Here is a 17,243-nt window from a genome sequence, read left to right as displayed (position 1 = left end):
ATGTAAACGAGGAACGGATGAGTCTGGACACCACCGCGGGAAAACTCGCAGACCTGAAAGAGCGCCTAGCCCAAGCCCAAGACCCTGGCAGTGAGCGGGCACGATTAAAGCGTGATGAGGCGCACCGAACAACGCCCAGGCAGCGCATTAATCGGTTGCTCGACGAGGGCTCATTCGTAGAAATCGGTGCGCTCGGTCGCACCCCAGATGATAACGATGCCATCTACTCTGATGGCGTCGTCACTGGATATGGCCGCATTGATGGGCGCCCCGTGGCAGTGTACGCCCACGATAAAACCGTATACGGAGGCTCGGTAGGCGTAACATTTGGCCGCAAAGTCTGCGAGGTTATGGATATGGCCATCAAAATTGGCTGCCCAGTTATCGGTATTCAGGATTCTGGTGGCGCTCGTATTCAAGATGCGGTGACCTCTTTGGCTATGTACTCCGAGATTGCGCGCCGGCAATTGCCGCTGTCAGGGCGCAGCCCGCAGATCTCGATTATGATGGGTAAATCCGCCGGTGGAGCGGTCTATGCACCGGTGACCACGGATTTTGTGATCGCCGTCGATGGGGAAGCCGAAATGTATGTCACCGGCCCCGCAGTGATCAAGGAGGTCACGGGAGAAGTGATTACCTCTGCTGAATTGGGAAGTGCCAGGCAGCAGGAGTTAAACGGTAATGTCTCCTATGTGGCCATCGATGAGGAAGATGCCTTTGGTTATGTGCACGATCTTCTTGAGCGCTTGCCGCTGACCACCCATGACCCGGCGCCGATATTCCAGGCCCCCCAGGATGCAGATATTAGCGAGGATATTCGGCTTGACTCCTTTATTCCCGACGATGTCAATGCTGGCTATGACATGCACGATTTGCTGACCCAGCTTTTCGACGACGATAATATCCAGGAAATTCAGCCTAATTTCGCCCCAAATCTCATTACTGCTTTTGCCCGCGTGGATGGACGTTCTGTAGGTGTGATTGCCAATCAGCCGCTCGAATTTGCCGGCTGTATTGATGCTGATGCTGCCGATAAGGGTGCACGATTTATCCGCATCTGCGATGCCTATAATATTCCGCTGGTCTTTGTGGTGGATACTCCAGGCTATCTACCTGGCGTAGAGCAGGAGGAGGTGGGTCTGATTCACCGTGGCGCAAAGCTCGCTTTTGCGCTCGTGGAGGCAACTGTTCCTAAAGTTACGCTTATTGTGCGTAAAGCCTACGGCGGAGCTTATGCGGTTATGGGTTCTAAGAATCTCACCGGCGATATTAATCTCGCCTGGCCAACTGCCCAAATTGCGGTGATGGGGGCTGCTGCTGCAGTTGTGATGATCCAAGGTAAACAGCTTGATGCCATTAGTGATCAGTCTCAACGACAGTATATGAAGCAAGTTTTCATGGACTTTTATAATGAGAATATGACCAGTCCTTATGTGGCTGCAGAGCGCGGCTATATCGATGCTCTGATAGAGCCGCGCCATTCTCGCCTCGCCATCAGAAAAGCCCTGCGACAATTAGAAACCAAGCGCGAATTCGATTTGCCAAAGAAGCACACTATCGCGCCTATGTAGGAGGAGTGGCCTAGCTCAGCATCGGTGCCACGGATTCTACTTGAGCGCGAATCTCTTGGGCTTCGTGCTCACCAGAAATATCTTCGGCGCGCGCTTCGGCCTCGCAGCGCTGCTGATAGGAGTCAATTTCGTGTTGTTTACGTTCCTCATCCCAGCCGAGGTAGACCGCAGCTAAATCAGCGATTTCAAGGACTGCAGCAAGACCGCGATCCTTTTTCTCATGGTTGAGGCGGGTGCGCAAAACCATAATATCTTCTAGGTGCAGCGCACCTTCATGTGTGCACGCGAAGGCGATCTCCGCGCGTAAATACTCCGGTGCTGCGCCGAGCTCGTGGCCTAAGGTTTCTTCTTCTTTGATGGATTCGAGCAGGGTAAAGATATCGGAGCCGTAGCGATCGAGAAGATCCTCGATATGGTCCACGCTGAGCTGGTATTCCGCCGCTAATTCTTCGCGGCGGTTCCACAGCGCATGATAGCCATCTGCGCCAATCAGGGGAGTGAGCTGAGTGCGGGAGGGCATCTGCTTAGCCTTATTGGCGCCGAGGGCAAAATCGACGGCATCTTCTGCCATGACGCGGTAAGTTGTCAGTTTGCCGCCAGCGATAACGGTGAGGCCAGGGGCAGCCTCGGTGACGGTATGCTCCCTCGAGATCTTTGTGGACTTGGTCTTATCCCCATCAGCGGTACCTGGTTGCAAAAGGGGCCTCAGACCTGCCCACGTTCCAATAATATCGTCGTGGGTGAGATCGGATGTGAGCACCGCATTGGCGTGATCGAGGATATAGTCAATATCCTCTTTATTGGCCACGGGGTTGACAAAATCTTCGTGGTATTTGGTATCGGTGGTTCCAATAACCCAGTAGCGCTTCCACGGAATAATAAACAGTACTGATTTTTCCGTGCGCAAGAAAAGACCTGTCTTTCCTTTGATACGGTCTTTTGGAATCACGATATGGATCCCCTTAGAGGCGAGGACTTTCAGACCGCCGCTGGTATCGGCAAGGGCTTGGGTTTGCTCTGTCCACACACCAGTGGCATTGATAATATTCTTGGCCTTAATGGTGTATTCTTTCCCAGTCTCGAGGTCGCGTACGACAGCGCCCGTGACCCGAAAACCTTCTTTTTCCAGATTGACAACCTGGGTGCGGTTAGCGGTATAGGCCCCGTAGCGAGCTGCGGTACGAATGAGGGTGATCACGAGGCGGGCGTCATCGACACGCGCATCATAGAAGCGAATGGCTCCGGTAATCTGATCTTCTTTGATATCGGGGAAGAGTGAGAGCGCACCAGACTTGGAATAATGCTTTTGGATAGGTACGGAGCCTTTGTGGGCGATTTGAGCCATGGCATCATAAAGGCCGACGCCGATGGCGGAATAGGAACGCTCAATGACTGGCATTTTGAGTGGCCACAAAAACGGTTGCGCTTTGACAAGGTGTGGCGCCAGGCTGCTGAGCAGGAGTCCGCGTTCGCGTAGAGCCTCGGCGACGAGGAGAAAGTCGAAGTTATAGAGATAGCGTAGTCCGCCGTGGACTAGTTTCGACGAGCGCGATGACGTGCCCTGGGCAAAATCTTGGGCCTCTACAATGCCGACTTTCAGCCCGCGGGTAGCGGCGTCGAGGGCAATGCCGGCGCCGGTGATACCGCCGCCGATGACGAGGATATCGAGTTCGTTGTTAGACATGGCGCGCAGCGAGGCGTCGCGATTGAGAGTGGTGCTCATGAGGTCTCCTTAGTTTGGGTTGTGACCTTAATTATGGCTGAGAAAAACCCAAAATGGGAGATGTTGCACTGAAGTTGCACATATGTGCATGGCATAATGGGAGCCATGAACGAAAGGCTTGACCTCGCGCACAAAGCCGCCGAAATGTACTATCTCAACAACCACACCATGGCCGCCATCGCCCAAAACCTTGGCGTCTCTCGTTCGACTGTATCCAGGCTCATCACCTACGCCCGCGAATCAGGAATCGTCACGATCAGCATTGATTCTCCTATTAAAACCGACATGGTCGAAGCCCTGGAGAAAACCTTTGATATCAAGGCCACGTGCGTGCCCCTGCGTCGCTCACTCAGTCCAGTTGCTAGATTGACCGCGGTAGCCCAGGTGGCCGCCAATAAACTCGCTCACGTGGTCGAGCACGGTGATATCATCGGAATCGCCTGGGGAAATACCACCTATGAGGTCTTAAGAAATATGGCACCCACTCCGCGCGATGATATCACTGTGGTCCAACTCAATGGTGCCACTTCACTAAGACGCCAAAGCTACCTCAACGCCGATACCGTACTTTCACGCGCCGGGGACGTCTTTAATGCCGAAGTAGTGCCACTGCCCGTGCCAGCCTTTTTTGATTATGAAGCCACCAAGGAAGCGATGTGGCGGGAGCGAGCCGTATTATCGGTGATCGATCTGATTAAAAACGCCGACCTCGCTGTCTTTGGTATCGGCGCTTTTAATGCCACCCTGCCCTCGCTCGTATATTCCGGGGATTACCTCGAAGAGTCGGATATCACTTCCCTAACCGCTGATGGAATCGTGGGAGATATTTGTACCGTTTTTATCCGCGAGGATGGTAGCTACCGCGATATTGCAGTCAATCGGCGCGCCTCGGGGCCTACACCGGATGACCTCAAAAGAGTAAAGAGGCGCTTGTGTATTGTTGCTGAGCCTAAGAAAGCCCCTGCGCTTTTAGGTGCCTTACGCGCAGGAGTCATCACCGATCTTATTGTCGACGAAGCCACGGCGCGAGCGGCGCTCGAGCGCGGTGGTACTAGAGCGCGGTAGTGATTTCTCGGTACAGCGCGATAGCCGGCTCAGGGTTGACATCGCCAGTAAAAAAGACCGCCGACGTAGCCAGTAGATGCAGTTCCTTAGAAATCTTGCCCCATCTAATCTCCACCCCATAACGCTGAGCCAGAAATTCCATGGCGAGCCTTAAAGCACGCCCGTTGCCTTCGCGGAACGGATGGGCATAGTCGAGGTGAGCATGAATCGTGGCAAGCTGGTGAACTTTATCATCAAAGCTCAGGCCCTCCCAGCTGTAGGAGGAGGCGAAGGTATCAATATAATCCAGATAGCGCGGGATACTCTCATAACTGAGAAATAGGGTGGGATTATTGGGATTCCAGCTATTATTCTTCATAATATTGACATCGCGCAGCGTACCTGCCCAAGAAAAGCTATCCCGAAAAAGCTCATAATGCACAGCCATAAGCAGTTTGCTCGGACTTAGCTCATGAGGAGGTTGGTGATAGAGTTGCACAGCACGCGCGGCGGTGCAGGCTCTCGTCCACGCCGTGAGAGTATCCAGATCTGTAATACCTGGAAGATTAACGAGGGTCTCAGTGCCTGGATAAAAATAGCCATCCCATTTATCCTGTTCAAGCTTAGACATGCTCAAACCTCGAAGCGATCTCTTGCAGCGCCATCTCGAGAGTGATCTCACCATTGAGTAGGCGCAGGAGCAGATCAACCTGCTCCGCATCTGGTTGGTGGCCTTCGATAATACTGCTTGCTATACGGTTGTCGGCATATGCGCGCTTACTGGGATCCAGCGGCGCTGAGTCGAGAGTGTACATCTGTGCCTCCTTAGGGGTGTGGGGTTGATCCTAGCGGTAAAAACACACTCTGGGAGGCAATGATGTGATAATTGATCCCCTATGAGGGGGTAACGGATGCAGAGGCAATGCCAGCTATTCGAGTCTTCGGGTCGCTCTAAGTGTTCCAGAAATTTCGAGCGGAAAGGAGCCTTTGTATTTCGACTGTGCGCAGTACCCCATTTTGGAAAAGCCGGGTGTACAAAATCCCGAATGTGCTATTTTGAGGACGATAGTCAAACTATTTGGGTTTGAGGTTTCATATGTTATATAGGGAAAGGATCGCTGAGTAGTGGCTGCCAACAAACTGGAGTGGATCGATGAGGGTGTCTTACTCGATCTGGTAAGGAAGAATTTTGGTAAGGCGGTTAATAAGGCCTTAGGTCAGAACGTTCAAAATAAGCGCGAACCAACACTTCAAATTATCTACAAGGTGATTCTAGGTCTAGACGAAAAACAGATTGTGGAAGTGAACCGAGCTGAGGGGATGACAAAGACATTTCAGAATGCCATCGGCACATTCCACCAAGATGTTTTAGGTCATGCGAAAGGTTGGCGGACTACGGGGGTATCCGGTGGTTTAATCGACCTCAAGAGTGAAGAGAAAGTGCACTTTACATCCGGGGATCTAGCTAATGAGAGTCGTTATGTTCTAGCTGAACTGAAGATGCGATTTAATACAATTAAAGGTTCAGATCAAGCAAGCGTGTGGGATAAATTGCACAACGCCGTCAATAGTCACGGAAACAAAGATTACGTGGCCTACCTTTTCCAGGTTGTCCCCAAGGGGCAGGGCGGATATGACGAACCGTGGAAAGTTTCAAATAGACCGTCCAACAAACTGGTTAGGGTGGCAGACGGTGTCACCGCCTACCACTTGGTGACGGGTGACCCTAGGGCCTTAGAAAACCTCTTGTGCAACCTACCAAGTCTCCTAATTGAGGCGTTCCCGGAGGCGCTCGACAAAGAACGGTGTGATCTGGAGGATTTAGAAGAGTTCGTGCTCGCTGCTTGCACCGCAGGCCTCCCGAAACGTTCCTTCTTTGAGGAGGAAATAGCAGGAACCTTCGCAGCTGAGTCTTCTCCCGTCGAATAAAAATTTTGGATCGGTATTCAAACGGCTAGGAATAGACTAGAGGGTGATTCGGGGTTCCGGTGAAGAAACTTCATAGTTGTCGGGAACGCTTCCTTCGAGCATGGATCGAATACCGAAACCCACGTGAAAAGCCATGTTGCATGGAACTGCGTTGCCGATCTGTCGATACTGGTTAGTGACTCCGCCACTGAATTGCCAGTCATCTGGAAACGTTTGAATACGAGCATACTCTCGTACATTCAATGGCCGAGTCTCTGACGGATGGCAACGTTCCGTTTGCTTTTGAGCAGGATTGCACGTGAGAGTTAGTGAAGGCTCCTCCCAAGCCAATCGCCTAGCCATACCCGTGCGACCGCCACCGTGGAAGAAGCTGGCCTTCATATAGGATCGCTGAACGTGCTCGGGCAAGTCTTTCCAGTACCCTCCCTCGGGGACTAGCTGCATAATTTCAGCTTTCCAAGGGGCATACTGCGAGCCATCGCTAGGGGGACAATCGTAAATTGCTTCCCGAAGCGATACAGTGTAATCCTGCTCGTTCGGGAACAAGATAGGAATATCGAGATCGTCCCGAACCGCCAACATAATGAGGCGTTCTCGCTTCTGTGGAACATCTAGGTACTGTGCTCTTAGTAGCCTGTAGGCAACCTTGTAACCCGCATCTTGCAGAGCTTTAATCATGATCTTAAGTGTCTGACCGTGGTCGTGGTTGATTAAACCTCGAACATTTTCCCCCATAGCTACTCTAGGTCTAGCTTCAGTAACGGCTCGGGCAAATTCGTGAAATAGTGTTCCTCTGGTGTCGGCGAAACCCTTCTTTTGTCCCGCGTAGCTGAAGGCCTGGCAAGGAAAGCCCCCTTCAATGAGGTCTACCTTCCCCCGAAAATTTGTGAATACAAGGTTGTGAACATCATCCTCTACGACATTCCAATCTTTTCGGTTGGTGCGTAGGGTTGCGGCGGCATGCTTGTCTATCTCATTGACTAGAAGGTGCTGGAATCCGGCGTTGGATAGGCCAAGCGCTGTGCCTCCACCGCCAGCAAACAGGTCGATCGAAGTAAACTCTGTTTCGGATGCCTTTAGTATCCGGTAGCGGTTATCCGCGTGATCACCATTTAACTTACGCTGGAGTCGCAGCACTTCATCGATATTGAATTCTCGATTATTCTGTGAGTTGCGCCTAGCCTTGATTAGTCCTTTTTTCTCCCAGCGTCTAATCGTGTCGATCGAGACATCAAGATGAGTTGCGACTTCAGAAATTAGCATTTACCCTCCAGGTAACCTTTGCCTATGCAATGGCCACCTATATTATCTCATTCTAGTTGCGTGTACCAACTCTGCTCGTCCCAAATGCGATAGACTGCCGAAAGTCGACAACAGTTTCTCCTACTCACGATGCTCGGAGGCGATTCCTGGCACGCTGTGCCCTCTTATTATTGTCCTGGCACTCTAATAAAATGCGTTCCAAGGCTCGAGGGATACCAGGGCGTATATAAGCATCTACCTGCGCATGAGCATGAGGCTGCTCGGGGTAAAGGCCTCGGATGATCACAGTGGCAATCTCGATGGGATTCGACTCCCATATCGTTGTGAGAGCGGCAAAAAATCTCTCCGTATGGTCAACCCCTGAAAGCGGCTGGTTATACGCATCCACGAGCGCCCGAACCTCGTCGTTAGAGAATTCTCGAGGATTCACCAGCATTGCAAATAGTTCATCCTTGGTTTCTAACGAAGGCACCGATTTCTCCGCACGCAAGAAATTAGCGCGCCCAGTAAGCGTATAATCGCGCTCTAGCTGCGCTGCCCTCAATTCCGCGGTGTCTTCCCCCAGGGCAGTCAGAGCAGTAATGATATCCCACTCCAATTTATTGCCAAGCGTCAGTGGGCCAGTCAAGATTGCGCTCAGCTCCGCGGCGCGCTCGTGTCCAGCCAGTGGAGCAGCCTGTACGAAGGCCTGTAGGAGCACCCGCTGGGCATCACTGCCGTCGCGGGCGCGATCTGCCTGCGCTTTAAGTCCTGTAGCTAAGGCTATGCGTAGATCCTCATCATCATCTAGATAATGGCGAGCCGCAAAGAGGGCATGGGCGAAGATCTGGCGCATCAGAGCAGGATTCTCCTCCGCGGCAGCGTGAGCGAGAGCAATCTTGATAAAGATCCTCGGATCCAAGAGCGCATCACGGGTCATATTCCACAGCGATGTCCAGATTACGGCGCGCGTGATTTCATCGGAGATAGTGGAGAGAGCTTGTGCGATCGTGTTTACAGAACGCTGGTCAAAGGTGACCTTCGCATAGCTATGATCGCCGTCGTTAATCAGAATGAGATCTGGAGTCTCCAGGCCCACAGCCACGTCTATGGGAGTGAGGCCACCAGAGCGTTGATCGACAATGACGTCGAATGATTTCGTCCGTTCAATCGCCTGTTCGCGCAGCTTAAATAGCGACACCGTCAGGCGGTGTGGGCGAGTGACGTCGGTTCCCTGCTGCTCAATAGCCAAGGAAGTGATGAGGCCCTGATTAGTCTCGAGAACAGGGGAGAGGGTATCGGGGCCAGCACTATGGAGCCACCGTTGGGCCCAGTCGGACAGATCGCGGTCGGAGTGCCGGCCGAGTATAACGATAAGGTCATCGAAGGTGGCGGTACCGAAGGCATACGTGTGGAAATAATCCCTCGCTGCTGCATAGAAATTGTCGCGGCCCACGTAGTGGACAAGCTGCTTGAGTACCGCAGCGCCCTTAGCGTAGGTGATACCATCAAAATTCTGGCGGGCGGCATCTACGTCGGGGATCGTCGCCTTGATCGGGTGTGTGGTGGGAAGTTGATCTTGGGCATAGGCCCAATTCTTCCGCTGCCCCGCAAAATTAGCCCACGCGCTGGTATATGCGGTGGCTGAGACTGAAGCATCAGCCCCCATAAATTCCGCGAAAGATTCCTTCAGCCAGAGATCATCCCACCAGCGTGGGGTTACCAGATCACCGAACCACATATGGCTCATTTCGTGCAGGATGGTATTCGTGCGCGCAGCATGCTCCGCATAAGTCGCTGGATCGCGGAAAATATAGGCCTCGGTGAACGTGACCAACCCCGGATTTTCCATCGCACCCAAATTATATTCCGGTACGAAGATGGAATCGTATTTCCCCCACGGGTACGGGTAGCCAAAGTGTGCATCAAAGAAATCAAGACCTTGAGAGGTAATGGTGAGGATTTCATCATCGACGAATTCAGCCATGGAGGTACGCGCCCACACACCTAGTTCCACCTGTTGGCCCGTAGGTGAAGTCCACGTTCTATAGCGGGAGATATACTCGCCCGCCGCAAAAGCAGTGAGATACGTAGACAACAGAGGAGTTTCATCGAAATCGTGGCGCTGGCCGTTCCTGCTGATCTCAGGCTGGTTACTAAGCGCCACCCACCCCTGCGGTACCGTCAGCGAAGTGTGAAAATGGGCTTTGAGATCAGGTTGATCAAAGCACGGAAAGATCCGGCGAGCATCAGAAGGCTCCAAATGCGAGTACAAATAGGTGCGATTATCTGCGGGATCAGTAAAACGGTGCAACCCTTGGCCGGTACGAGAATATGACGAATTAGCTGCAATGCTTAAAACAATATCCTGATCTGCTGGAACCGTGAGCGTGATCCGCGCGCCGTCGAAATGAAAAGGCACGGAGTCGCCGTCGACTAAAACGCGTTCCACAGAGTGTCCTACATAATCCAGGAAAATGGCACCGCTCTGCGAGCGCATGGCAATATCGACCTGTACTGGAAAGGTGGCTTCGCTCTGGGCGCCTTCGACGTTGAGGTGAAGTCGGTAGCTATCAATATGGAGATCATTGCTGCGGGATTCAGCGTCTGTAAAACTCAAATTTGCGGTGCTCATAGTGGTCAGTTCAGCACATCACTACGATTGAGTACAAGTTAACCCGTGGCGTTTTGAGCCCGGAGCTCGCATGAGTGAGTTCACTGAGAGGCAGCGGATGATCATGGGGCGCAGTAAAGGTTAAAGTCCGGTCTCTTTTGGAGAGAGATAGAACCTTGATGTTCAGCATTCTGCAATTGAAACTGGGTTAGTAGCATGGGGGAATGGGCCTGGAAATGATTCTCGCAATTCTTAGTGAGTACGACGTCGAGGACTTTGATCCAATTTGAGGGAAACCAATTAGTCAGTTAGCACAACTGGCAAAGTCTCCAACAACGACTCAAAGGGCTTAGCTTCGATGAACTATCGGGACCAAACTCTGGAGAGTCCTAACCAGCTAAGGCTAAACCAGACTTCTATTTCTCCACACAGAGTTACAGGGTGGTGCGCTATCAGGAACTCGAGCCATCGCTACCATCAAACCAGGTAGCACGACAAAATAAAATAAATACCGCTGATTACTCTTTGTCCCTCATGCCGGTCACCCAGCGGATGTTGCATTGGCACGGCGCTTCTTCGTACTTCAACTCGATGTTCCTATAAACTGTAGTTAATTATGACTCCGTGGTCTGGTGGGGTGAGTCTACTGGACGGTCTCGAACCTGGGAGCTACCTCAGCGCCCACCACCATATCGCCACGATGGCGCGCAGCCACTCTGGTCAAAAGTGTTTTTTGAGCTATTGTCACAGCACCTGACAGAACTATCCCATTATTCAAGTTCATCCTCTAGCACGTTTGACACTCAATTCATTGGTTCACTGCATCAGTTCCCGTTGCCGTTGTTGTTATCGAATCGGTCGGCCTCGCCTAGCAACTAAAATTAAACTGATTCCCACTACTTGGACTGAGAAATCAACTTCCGATTGAGCTCTACAACAAAACCGGACTACTTTCAGATTGGTTTGTTAGGACAAATTAGCTCTACTTCTCCACTGAGACTGTGTTGGATGGGGAAAGCAGATTGTTTTTATCCCTGTTTGGAGTATGAGAGTTGGGGCATATTCGATAAGCTGTCGTCCGAGAGCTCAAATATACTTGTGTGGAGGGAGAGTCATTGCGGATCCGTGGCAGTGGACTGATCCATAGCTTGGTCACGGATGGTGGTTTTGGCGCCTTCGACGAGACGTGGAGCTTGAGGCAGTTGCTTTCTTTCGTTTCTTTACTCGCTGGGCAGCCGATGGTCTTTGATGCCCCGAACCATCAGCCATTAAGTCTAGATAGCGGCAGTATCTGGTTGGGAGTCGCTCTCAGGTAGCGGGTGACTTTGCGCAGCTTACTATCCATCCTTTAGTGGAATCTGAGGTATAGGTTAATATCCTAGACGCTGGCGCACAATTTCAAGAACCGGTAAAGCTTTCTCCCAAGTATACACCGTATGTTCTCCGACTACGGATATCTTTGGCCTAGACTACAGTCTCGATTTTACTCAAAGCTCGCCGAATGACCTTTTGAAATGTAATGCTAGCTCCATATATCTTGAGCTCTGTTTGCTTTGGTATATCAGGGTGTAAGATCCTCAGAGTACATTCTGCTTGACTTTGATTTGGTTTTCCGAATGTCACAGATCTCAGGAGAGACACCTCGTAATTAGTCATGAATTCCATGGTATTAGTTTGGCGTGGGGGTTGGGCTCAAGGGGTCAGCCAACCAGTAGGATTGAAATTTCTATAGAACTGGCCTAGGGAGACGCCACGTCACCATGTTTCCGTGAGCGATTCCTGCTCCTTGAAGTTGCGCCAAAAATTAGTATGGTAACGCTGGTAGTTCAATGTTTGGCGGGAGGTAACTTTAATATTTTAAAAACACATTTTTCACAGGATGGGCTGGTCATCTTTGTGATTTAGGATGGATTTTTCTCAGCTCCGCGAACTGTCATACGTAGCCTCAACCCGTTGGTACTGCCCATGGCTCTGGCTTTTCTAGAATACTTTTTACAGCCTCACTTGATGTTAAAATGTAGACACCTTGTCGAAGTTGCCTAGATGGCAAGAGGAAAGCGATTCGGGACAGAGAACCCAAACTAGGGCTTCATCTGTTCTATAACCCAATGACGTCGTTATTGCTCTAGTAGATGGCTCACAGGCTTAGCGCCCTTCGACTCTTCGGAGTGGTTTGGCTAATCTACTTTATAAATTTTCTAGGCAATTTAATACAGTTTCATCGAACTTTGATGGATCGTCAACGAAAAGATTGCCGGAATCGCAGGATAGATATCTACCTTGCGATAAGTGCTCCACGATTCGTCAGTTCGCACAGGTAGCCTCTGGAGGAAGGATGAGATTCTTGTTGCAGTGCGCAATCAAGGTCGCTAGTGACGCTGAAACTACTCAAACAACAACCTTCACCTCACTCTTTTAGATTGTAAACGTGTAGTAGCTGGAATTTAGGAATGCAGCTCAGATACGTCGAGACCTTAACTGTTCGCTAATCCTATGCCAGGTGATTATTTAGCAGCCATGGCTGCGGTAGTTCCAGATTTGCGCTTTTTATAGAGCGCATGTTTGTTTGGGCTACATTTGGCGGCAGCCCTAAGGATGTTTGTGTAGTCTTAGTCGCTAGTTGCACTGTAAGCAACGTCAAGAGGGATAACTTGCTACTTTGATTCAATGGCTGAATGGCGCTCATTTTATATCTGTTACCGTGAGAAATTCGGAGCCAAGCCGGGCCTAATCAAACCGTAGCCAAAAGCTGCGTGGATCTCCTGAGCCTCTCAGACGGATACAGCGCAAGAGGTTTCATACGGTCCATCACTGACGTTGGGGCTTAATTTTTGCTCGGTTATCCTAGTATATCCAGACGGTTCGAAGCTTATGGGCGAGTATTTGCCGAGGGTAGTTGAGTGTGGAGCTTTTTACCATGAGACCTAAAGTGAATAATCGCACAGTTGAAACCTGACGATAGCTTATAGGTCTACTTAGCCAGAACCTCTGACACCGGCAACCACCCTCCTATCTGAGACAGAGGTAAACCCCTTTTGGCTTAATACGCGTCGGGCGCGCCAGCTGTAAGATGACTGTAATTTGAGAAATAACTGTTATTACGCAGCCAAGACTGGATATTTTGCGGTGGCGAATGATTCGAGTGTTTAGACTCAGTGCGGGGCCGGGCCCTTGGGTGAACCTCCTGGATTTTACGCTCGGATGTGATGAAATGAGCTATTACCATCCAAGATGGATAGGAACGTGTCAACTGAACTAGCGTATTTTCGGCGCCCATCTCGTTCACTTCTGCAAGATGGTAGGAGCTTAACTGGATGCAGGATGGAGTGTGTGAAGAGAACTTCACCGATAGTAGAGATGCTAAGGATTGATTCGCAAGGTGGCATCCCAGACAATGTTGACTAACCAAATTCGGTCTCGGGATGCCACACCGTTAAGCTCTTTTGCGAAGCTGAGTACGAAACACGACTATGTGGTGACAGCTTCAACCGAAAAAATTGATCAATCCGTATCCGCTCCGCCATGAAACTGTGTTAAGTTAGTGCTAGGAAAATAAATTTAAATAAATGTGGGATTTAATGTAATTGCGAATTTGTGAATATGCGATTCGGCAATTGAGCCCCACGCTATATTTGGGAGTCAAGATGACAAGTAAACAGGAACGCAAGATACACAAGATTTTTATAGCTTCACCAGGGGACGTCCATGAGTATCGAAAAATTGTAGAGGATACGGTCAAAACCTACGATGCTTCTTTGGGGCGTAACGGCTGTGATTTGGGTTTTGAAATTGCGTTTCAGGAACAGATCAGTGGGGCTGTAGGCAGGCCACAAGGACACATGAATGGTCTTCTCGGAAAAACCAACTTTTCTATCGTTTTATTCGGAAATAGATGGGGTTCGAATCCAGTTAGCGGATTCTATACCTCTGGAACAGAGGAGGAATTATTCGAATCCTTTATCTCTCTCAAGCCACACGGTGAACGTGAAGATGTGTGGGTATGCTTCATAGAACATCACGAAGATTCCAATGCTAAAAACCCATCGACCCCCGGTGAGAATGTCGAGCCGGAAATTGAACAGCTCCGTCGCAAATTTCGAGATACCCGTACATGCTTTTATGAAACGGTAGACAGCAGAGATCATTTTAGGCGCAGAGTGCAGCTATTGCTCGAAAGTTGGAAGCAGAAACTAGGAGATAACCAAGAGTCTTTCACGCGAGAAGATATTCTAGGGAGTGGTTTAACTACGAGTACTGGGATTGACATTTTAGGGTTGTACAGAAGCTACTATTACGCACAAAGTTGTAGAAAAACAGGCAAATACGAAGAGGCCATTGAAAGTTATGAGAAGTCCTTCGATGGCGGACTACTCGAGGCGGGAATAGAATTAGCCAATTATCTTATCGAACTGAATAAAGTAGAGAAGGCTAGTAAATTAGCAGAAGAAATATATGCTGAGATAAAAGACGGCTCACCCAATGGCTACAGTTTTCAACAGCGAATTGATGCGCAAGAAACAGTTGCAACGCTGCAGCGGAGGCTAGGGAGATTCAGTACGGCCATTGCTGAGTTTAGACACATTAAAGCAATCTACAAGGAAATCGGTATAGATAACTCTCTACAGATGGCTAAGGTTTGCGACAAACTAGGTTTATGTCTAATGGATGCTGCTCCAGCCGATCCAGATATGTGGGAGGGCTACTTGAAGACAGCGGGAGAAGTTTTCGAAGAGGCGCATAAAATAAGGGATGAGAGGGGCGATAGTGAAGGTCAACTCTTATCGAAAGTTAATATCGCGCGACTGCAAACCTCTTACTTCAGATTTTATAAGTCACAATCCGATTACCAGCAGGCTAAAGAACGGTCAGCTCTTGCCGAGAAAAGTCTAATCGAAAGCAAGGATGAAGCAGAACGTTTCAATCACCTTAAATACTTACCACGAATATATTCGCATCTCGCAAAAGTCCTATTTGAGAGGGCGAAAATCGAGGAGGATGAATTCCAAAAACGGGTTCTTTTGATTCGAGCCAGAAAGCAAGCAGAGCTTTGCTGCGAAAAAAATATCGAAAGCGAACATACTTACGGCTCGGCAATTGCTTGGGGGCAATTGGCCCAAATTCATTCTGAGCTCGGAGAGTGGGAGAATGCAAGAGCCAGTCTGGAAGAATGCGAAAATAACAATGCTCATATGGGGCAGGGTTTACCTGCCCACCTCCTAGATCTCGATCGGCAATGCGAAGAACGCTTGCCTAGTTCTGAGTAGGGCCACTCAAGCGATGAAAGAGGGAACCTCAACCTCAGGATGGAAAGAGCTTCAACGGATGAAGCTCCCTAACGAGATGCATAATGTTTTGAGAAAATATCTCGGCAGCTCAAAACAACCGTTCTTAATTTACGGAAGTCGTGCTCGTGGCGACTATCTATTGGATTCGGATCTTGATGTTCTAGTACTTTCTCAAAAAGATCGTAGCGCAATATCTGAAAATAATGTCAATATAAGTTTTTACACCGCGGAGGTGTTGCTTTCTGAAGTTAGCTCACTATTTTGCTCCCACCTTAAACATGATGGGATAGTTATCCGTGACCCGGATGGTGCTCTTGGGAGTGTTCTTAACTTATTGCAACGGTGCGATGCTGACCTGCTGCTCTCCCGAATTAGAAGATTTTCGTTCGTTTTCAGTTGTCTAGAAAACGATCTCCCCGAACATCTTCAGTCCCTCAATCGGACGGCCCGATATTTTCTGCGTAGCGCCCTGTACGCTCAAGCGATCATCGATGGCAATGAATGCTATTCGGTACGAGAGCTAGCCGATTTTTATGATAAACCAGAATTGAAGAATCTCCTCTCTTCGGAAACAGGAAAAAATGCTTCCAAAGAAATACTTCTTGAATATGTTAGGATGTTGCAAGAGTACATTACAGAATTCCCCGCAAATGAGGATGGGTCTTTAAACGCATTCATTATAAATAATTTCGGTTCATTGGCTGAAGAATATGATGTCGCGCTATTCGCTATAACGAACTCGATTGACCGAAAAGATTATGCAGGAGTAAGAAAAATAATATTGTGAGGGTTAGATGAATAAAAATGTTGCTTTCATCGGTGATGTACATGGACACTCCGCTGCGCTGAGAACCCTGATTGAAGTATTGGAAAAGCGTAAAATAGACGAGTATGTTTTTTTAGGCGACTACATCAATCGTGGACCCGACAGTAAGGGTGTTGTTGACTACTTGCTCGAATTGCAGAATAGGATGGGTCCCGAGCGACTCGTCTTCTTGAGAGGTAACCATGAAGAAAGTTTGGTTGAGTTCCTCGAGACGGACGCGTTAGGACAGTTTCTCAGCATCGGCGGTGCGGCAACAGTTCGTTCTTATCACCCCGCAAAGGTATCCTCTGCACCAGGTAACGATTTTAGAAAAAGAATACCGAGCACCCATGTTGAATTCTTCCTTAATCTAAAAGAAAAGCAAGAGGAAGATGAATTCATCGCTTCTCACAAAAATTCCGAGGGTCCAGTAGATAAGTTTTTTATCTACGGGCACTCTTTTTCCCTCGGCGAAGACTACTCGGAGTCGTCTATCTGCATCGATACCGGGTGCGGGTTTGGCGGTCTTCTTACAGCCCTTGTGTGGCCGCATCGAAAGCAGATACGAGTTTCAGAATCGGGTGAGTTGATGAAAGATGAATTTTTACAGGTCTAGCAGCATTTCACCTTATGCCGTCTCAGGCCGCCTGATCCAGTAAGATTGTCTGCGGACCGAAGTTAAATTTGGTAGACGCAGCCCAGGAAGCCTCATTCGTTCTTGTTCTTTCACCGCACCTTAGATGCAGAACAGGACCTGTTTTCATTCAAACCTCAAGACTTCGGGACATAGTTTGTAGTGTTGATTTCGTCGGCTCTACTCGTTTACTGGAATGGTTAGTCGCTTGTTGGAAGCTCCGCAGTCTGTTCATTGTTAGCTCGAGGACTGTATTTAAGGCTGCCGAACCTATTTCCACTTCTGATCGCAGTAGTTGCCGGGCATCGCTGCAAAATAGGCGTGAGTTTTTGCGCACAAAGCGACAGCGGCCGCCGCCTGACTGTTGTCTGGTTTGGGACCCCCGCTAGGAGTATT

Annotated in this window: 11 protein-coding genes; 6 read left to right on the top strand and 5 right to left on the bottom strand. The window is 49.6% G+C overall.

What is annotated here, in order from left to right; all coding sequences use genetic code 11:
* Window positions 1-17 precede the first annotated feature (17 nt).
* Window positions 18-1,571: an acyl-CoA carboxylase subunit beta gene (locus NXS13_RS06535; protein ID WP_259078582.1), complete on the top strand. Its 1,554-nt coding sequence runs from the start codon at window positions 18-20 to the stop codon at window positions 1,569-1,571.
* Window positions 1,572-1,581: 10 nt separating this feature from the next.
* On the opposite strand, the gene NXS13_RS06530 is transcribed toward NXS13_RS06535, so the two are convergent.
* Entirely contained in the window at window positions 1,582-3,294 is a 1,713-nt protein-coding gene (locus NXS13_RS06530; RefSeq protein WP_259289517.1) for a glycerol-3-phosphate dehydrogenase/oxidase, read from the bottom strand.
* Between the two features lie 105 nt (window positions 3,295-3,399).
* Here NXS13_RS06530 and NXS13_RS06525 point away from each other — a divergent pair, with 105 nt between their 5' ends.
* Entirely contained in the window at window positions 3,400-4,359 is a 960-nt protein-coding gene (locus NXS13_RS06525) for a sugar-binding transcriptional regulator (RefSeq protein WP_259289516.1), read from the top strand.
* On the opposite strand, the gene NXS13_RS06520 is transcribed toward NXS13_RS06525, so the two are convergent.
* Entirely contained in the window at window positions 4,346-4,969 is a 624-nt protein-coding gene (locus tag NXS13_RS06520; protein ID WP_259078588.1) for a Fic family protein, read from the bottom strand. The two genes, NXS13_RS06525 and NXS13_RS06520, sit on opposite strands and share 14 nt — an antisense overlap.
* Window positions 4,962-5,153 (bottom strand): antitoxin VbhA family protein, encoded by a 192-nt coding sequence (locus tag NXS13_RS06515; RefSeq protein WP_259078590.1) that lies wholly within the window; start codon window positions 5,151-5,153, stop codon window positions 4,962-4,964. Before NXS13_RS06515 ends, NXS13_RS06520 begins: the two co-directional genes overlap by 8 nt.
* A 310-nt stretch (window positions 5,154-5,463) precedes the next feature.
* Between NXS13_RS06515 and NXS13_RS06510 the strand changes: the two genes are divergently transcribed.
* Complete coding sequence (locus NXS13_RS06510; protein WP_259289515.1) at window positions 5,464-6,267, top strand: Eco47II family restriction endonuclease; 804 nt, start codon at window positions 5,464-5,466, stop codon at window positions 6,265-6,267.
* Between the two features lie 36 nt (window positions 6,268-6,303).
* On the opposite strand, the gene dcm is transcribed toward NXS13_RS06510, so the two are convergent.
* Together dcm and pepN are read right to left on the bottom strand one after the other, a co-directional pair.
* Window positions 6,304-7,530, bottom strand: coding sequence for a DNA (cytosine-5-)-methyltransferase (gene dcm / locus NXS13_RS06505; RefSeq protein ID WP_259289514.1), 1,227 nt, complete (start codon window positions 7,528-7,530; stop codon window positions 6,304-6,306).
* Window positions 7,531-7,654: 124 nt separating this feature from the next.
* Window positions 7,655-10,144 (bottom strand): aminopeptidase N, encoded by a 2,490-nt coding sequence (pepN, locus tag NXS13_RS06500; RefSeq protein WP_259289513.1) that lies wholly within the window; start codon window positions 10,142-10,144, stop codon window positions 7,655-7,657.
* 3,623 nt (window positions 10,145-13,767) lie between these two features.
* Here pepN and NXS13_RS06495 point away from each other — a divergent pair.
* The 3 genes from NXS13_RS06495 to NXS13_RS06485 are packed head-to-tail and all read left to right on the top strand — an operon-like array spanning window position 13,768 to window position 16,829.
* Window positions 13,768-15,387 (top strand): lipopolysaccharide assembly protein LapB, encoded by a 1,620-nt coding sequence (locus NXS13_RS06495; protein ID WP_259158468.1) that lies wholly within the window; start codon window positions 13,768-13,770, stop codon window positions 15,385-15,387.
* Window positions 15,388-15,445: 58 nt separating this feature from the next.
* On the top strand, window positions 15,446-16,195 hold the full coding sequence (locus tag NXS13_RS06490) for a nucleotidyltransferase domain-containing protein (RefSeq protein ID WP_259289512.1): 750 nt from the start codon (window positions 15,446-15,448) through the stop codon (window positions 16,193-16,195).
* A gap of 7 nt (window positions 16,196-16,202) precedes the next feature.
* Window positions 16,203-16,829 (top strand): metallophosphoesterase family protein, encoded by a 627-nt coding sequence (locus NXS13_RS06485; RefSeq protein ID WP_259158465.1) that lies wholly within the window; start codon window positions 16,203-16,205, stop codon window positions 16,827-16,829.
* The last annotated feature ends 414 nt before the right edge of the window (window positions 16,830-17,243 follow it).

The sequence above is a fragment of the Corynebacterium sp. ES2730-CONJ genome (assembly GCF_024834055.1).
Taxonomy (GTDB): Bacteria; Actinomycetota; Actinomycetes; order Mycobacteriales; family Mycobacteriaceae; genus Corynebacterium.
Note: the sequence above shows the minus strand (reverse complement) of the source record. Positions and strands in the feature narration are given on the sequence as shown.

Coding starts and splice junctions, on each gene's coding strand:
- NXS13_RS06525 (WP_259289516.1), top strand. CDS start 3,400: ATGAACGAAAGGCTTGACCTCGCGCACAAAGCCGCCGAAATGTACTAT.
- NXS13_RS06490 (WP_259289512.1), top strand. CDS start 15,446: ATGAAGCTCCCTAACGAGATGCATAATGTTTTGAGAAAATATCTCGGC.
- NXS13_RS06495 (WP_259158468.1), top strand. CDS start 13,768: ATGACAAGTAAACAGGAACGCAAGATACACAAGATTTTTATAGCTTCA.
- pepN (WP_259289513.1), bottom strand. CDS start 10,144: ATGAGCACCGCAAATTTGAGTTTTACAGACGCTGAATCCCGCAGCAAT.
- NXS13_RS06485 (WP_259158465.1), top strand. CDS start 16,203: ATGAATAAAAATGTTGCTTTCATCGGTGATGTACATGGACACTCCGCT.
- dcm (WP_259289514.1), bottom strand. CDS start 7,530: ATGCTAATTTCTGAAGTCGCAACTCATCTTGATGTCTCGATCGACACG.
- NXS13_RS06535 (WP_259078582.1), top strand. CDS start 18: ATGAGTCTGGACACCACCGCGGGAAAACTCGCAGACCTGAAAGAGCGC.
- NXS13_RS06520 (WP_259078588.1), bottom strand. CDS start 4,969: ATGTCTAAGCTTGAACAGGATAAATGGGATGGCTATTTTTATCCAGGC.
- NXS13_RS06515 (WP_259078590.1), bottom strand. CDS start 5,153: ATGTACACTCTCGACTCAGCGCCGCTGGATCCCAGTAAGCGCGCATAT.
- NXS13_RS06530 (WP_259289517.1), bottom strand. CDS start 3,294: ATGAGCACCACTCTCAATCGCGACGCCTCGCTGCGCGCCATGTCTAAC.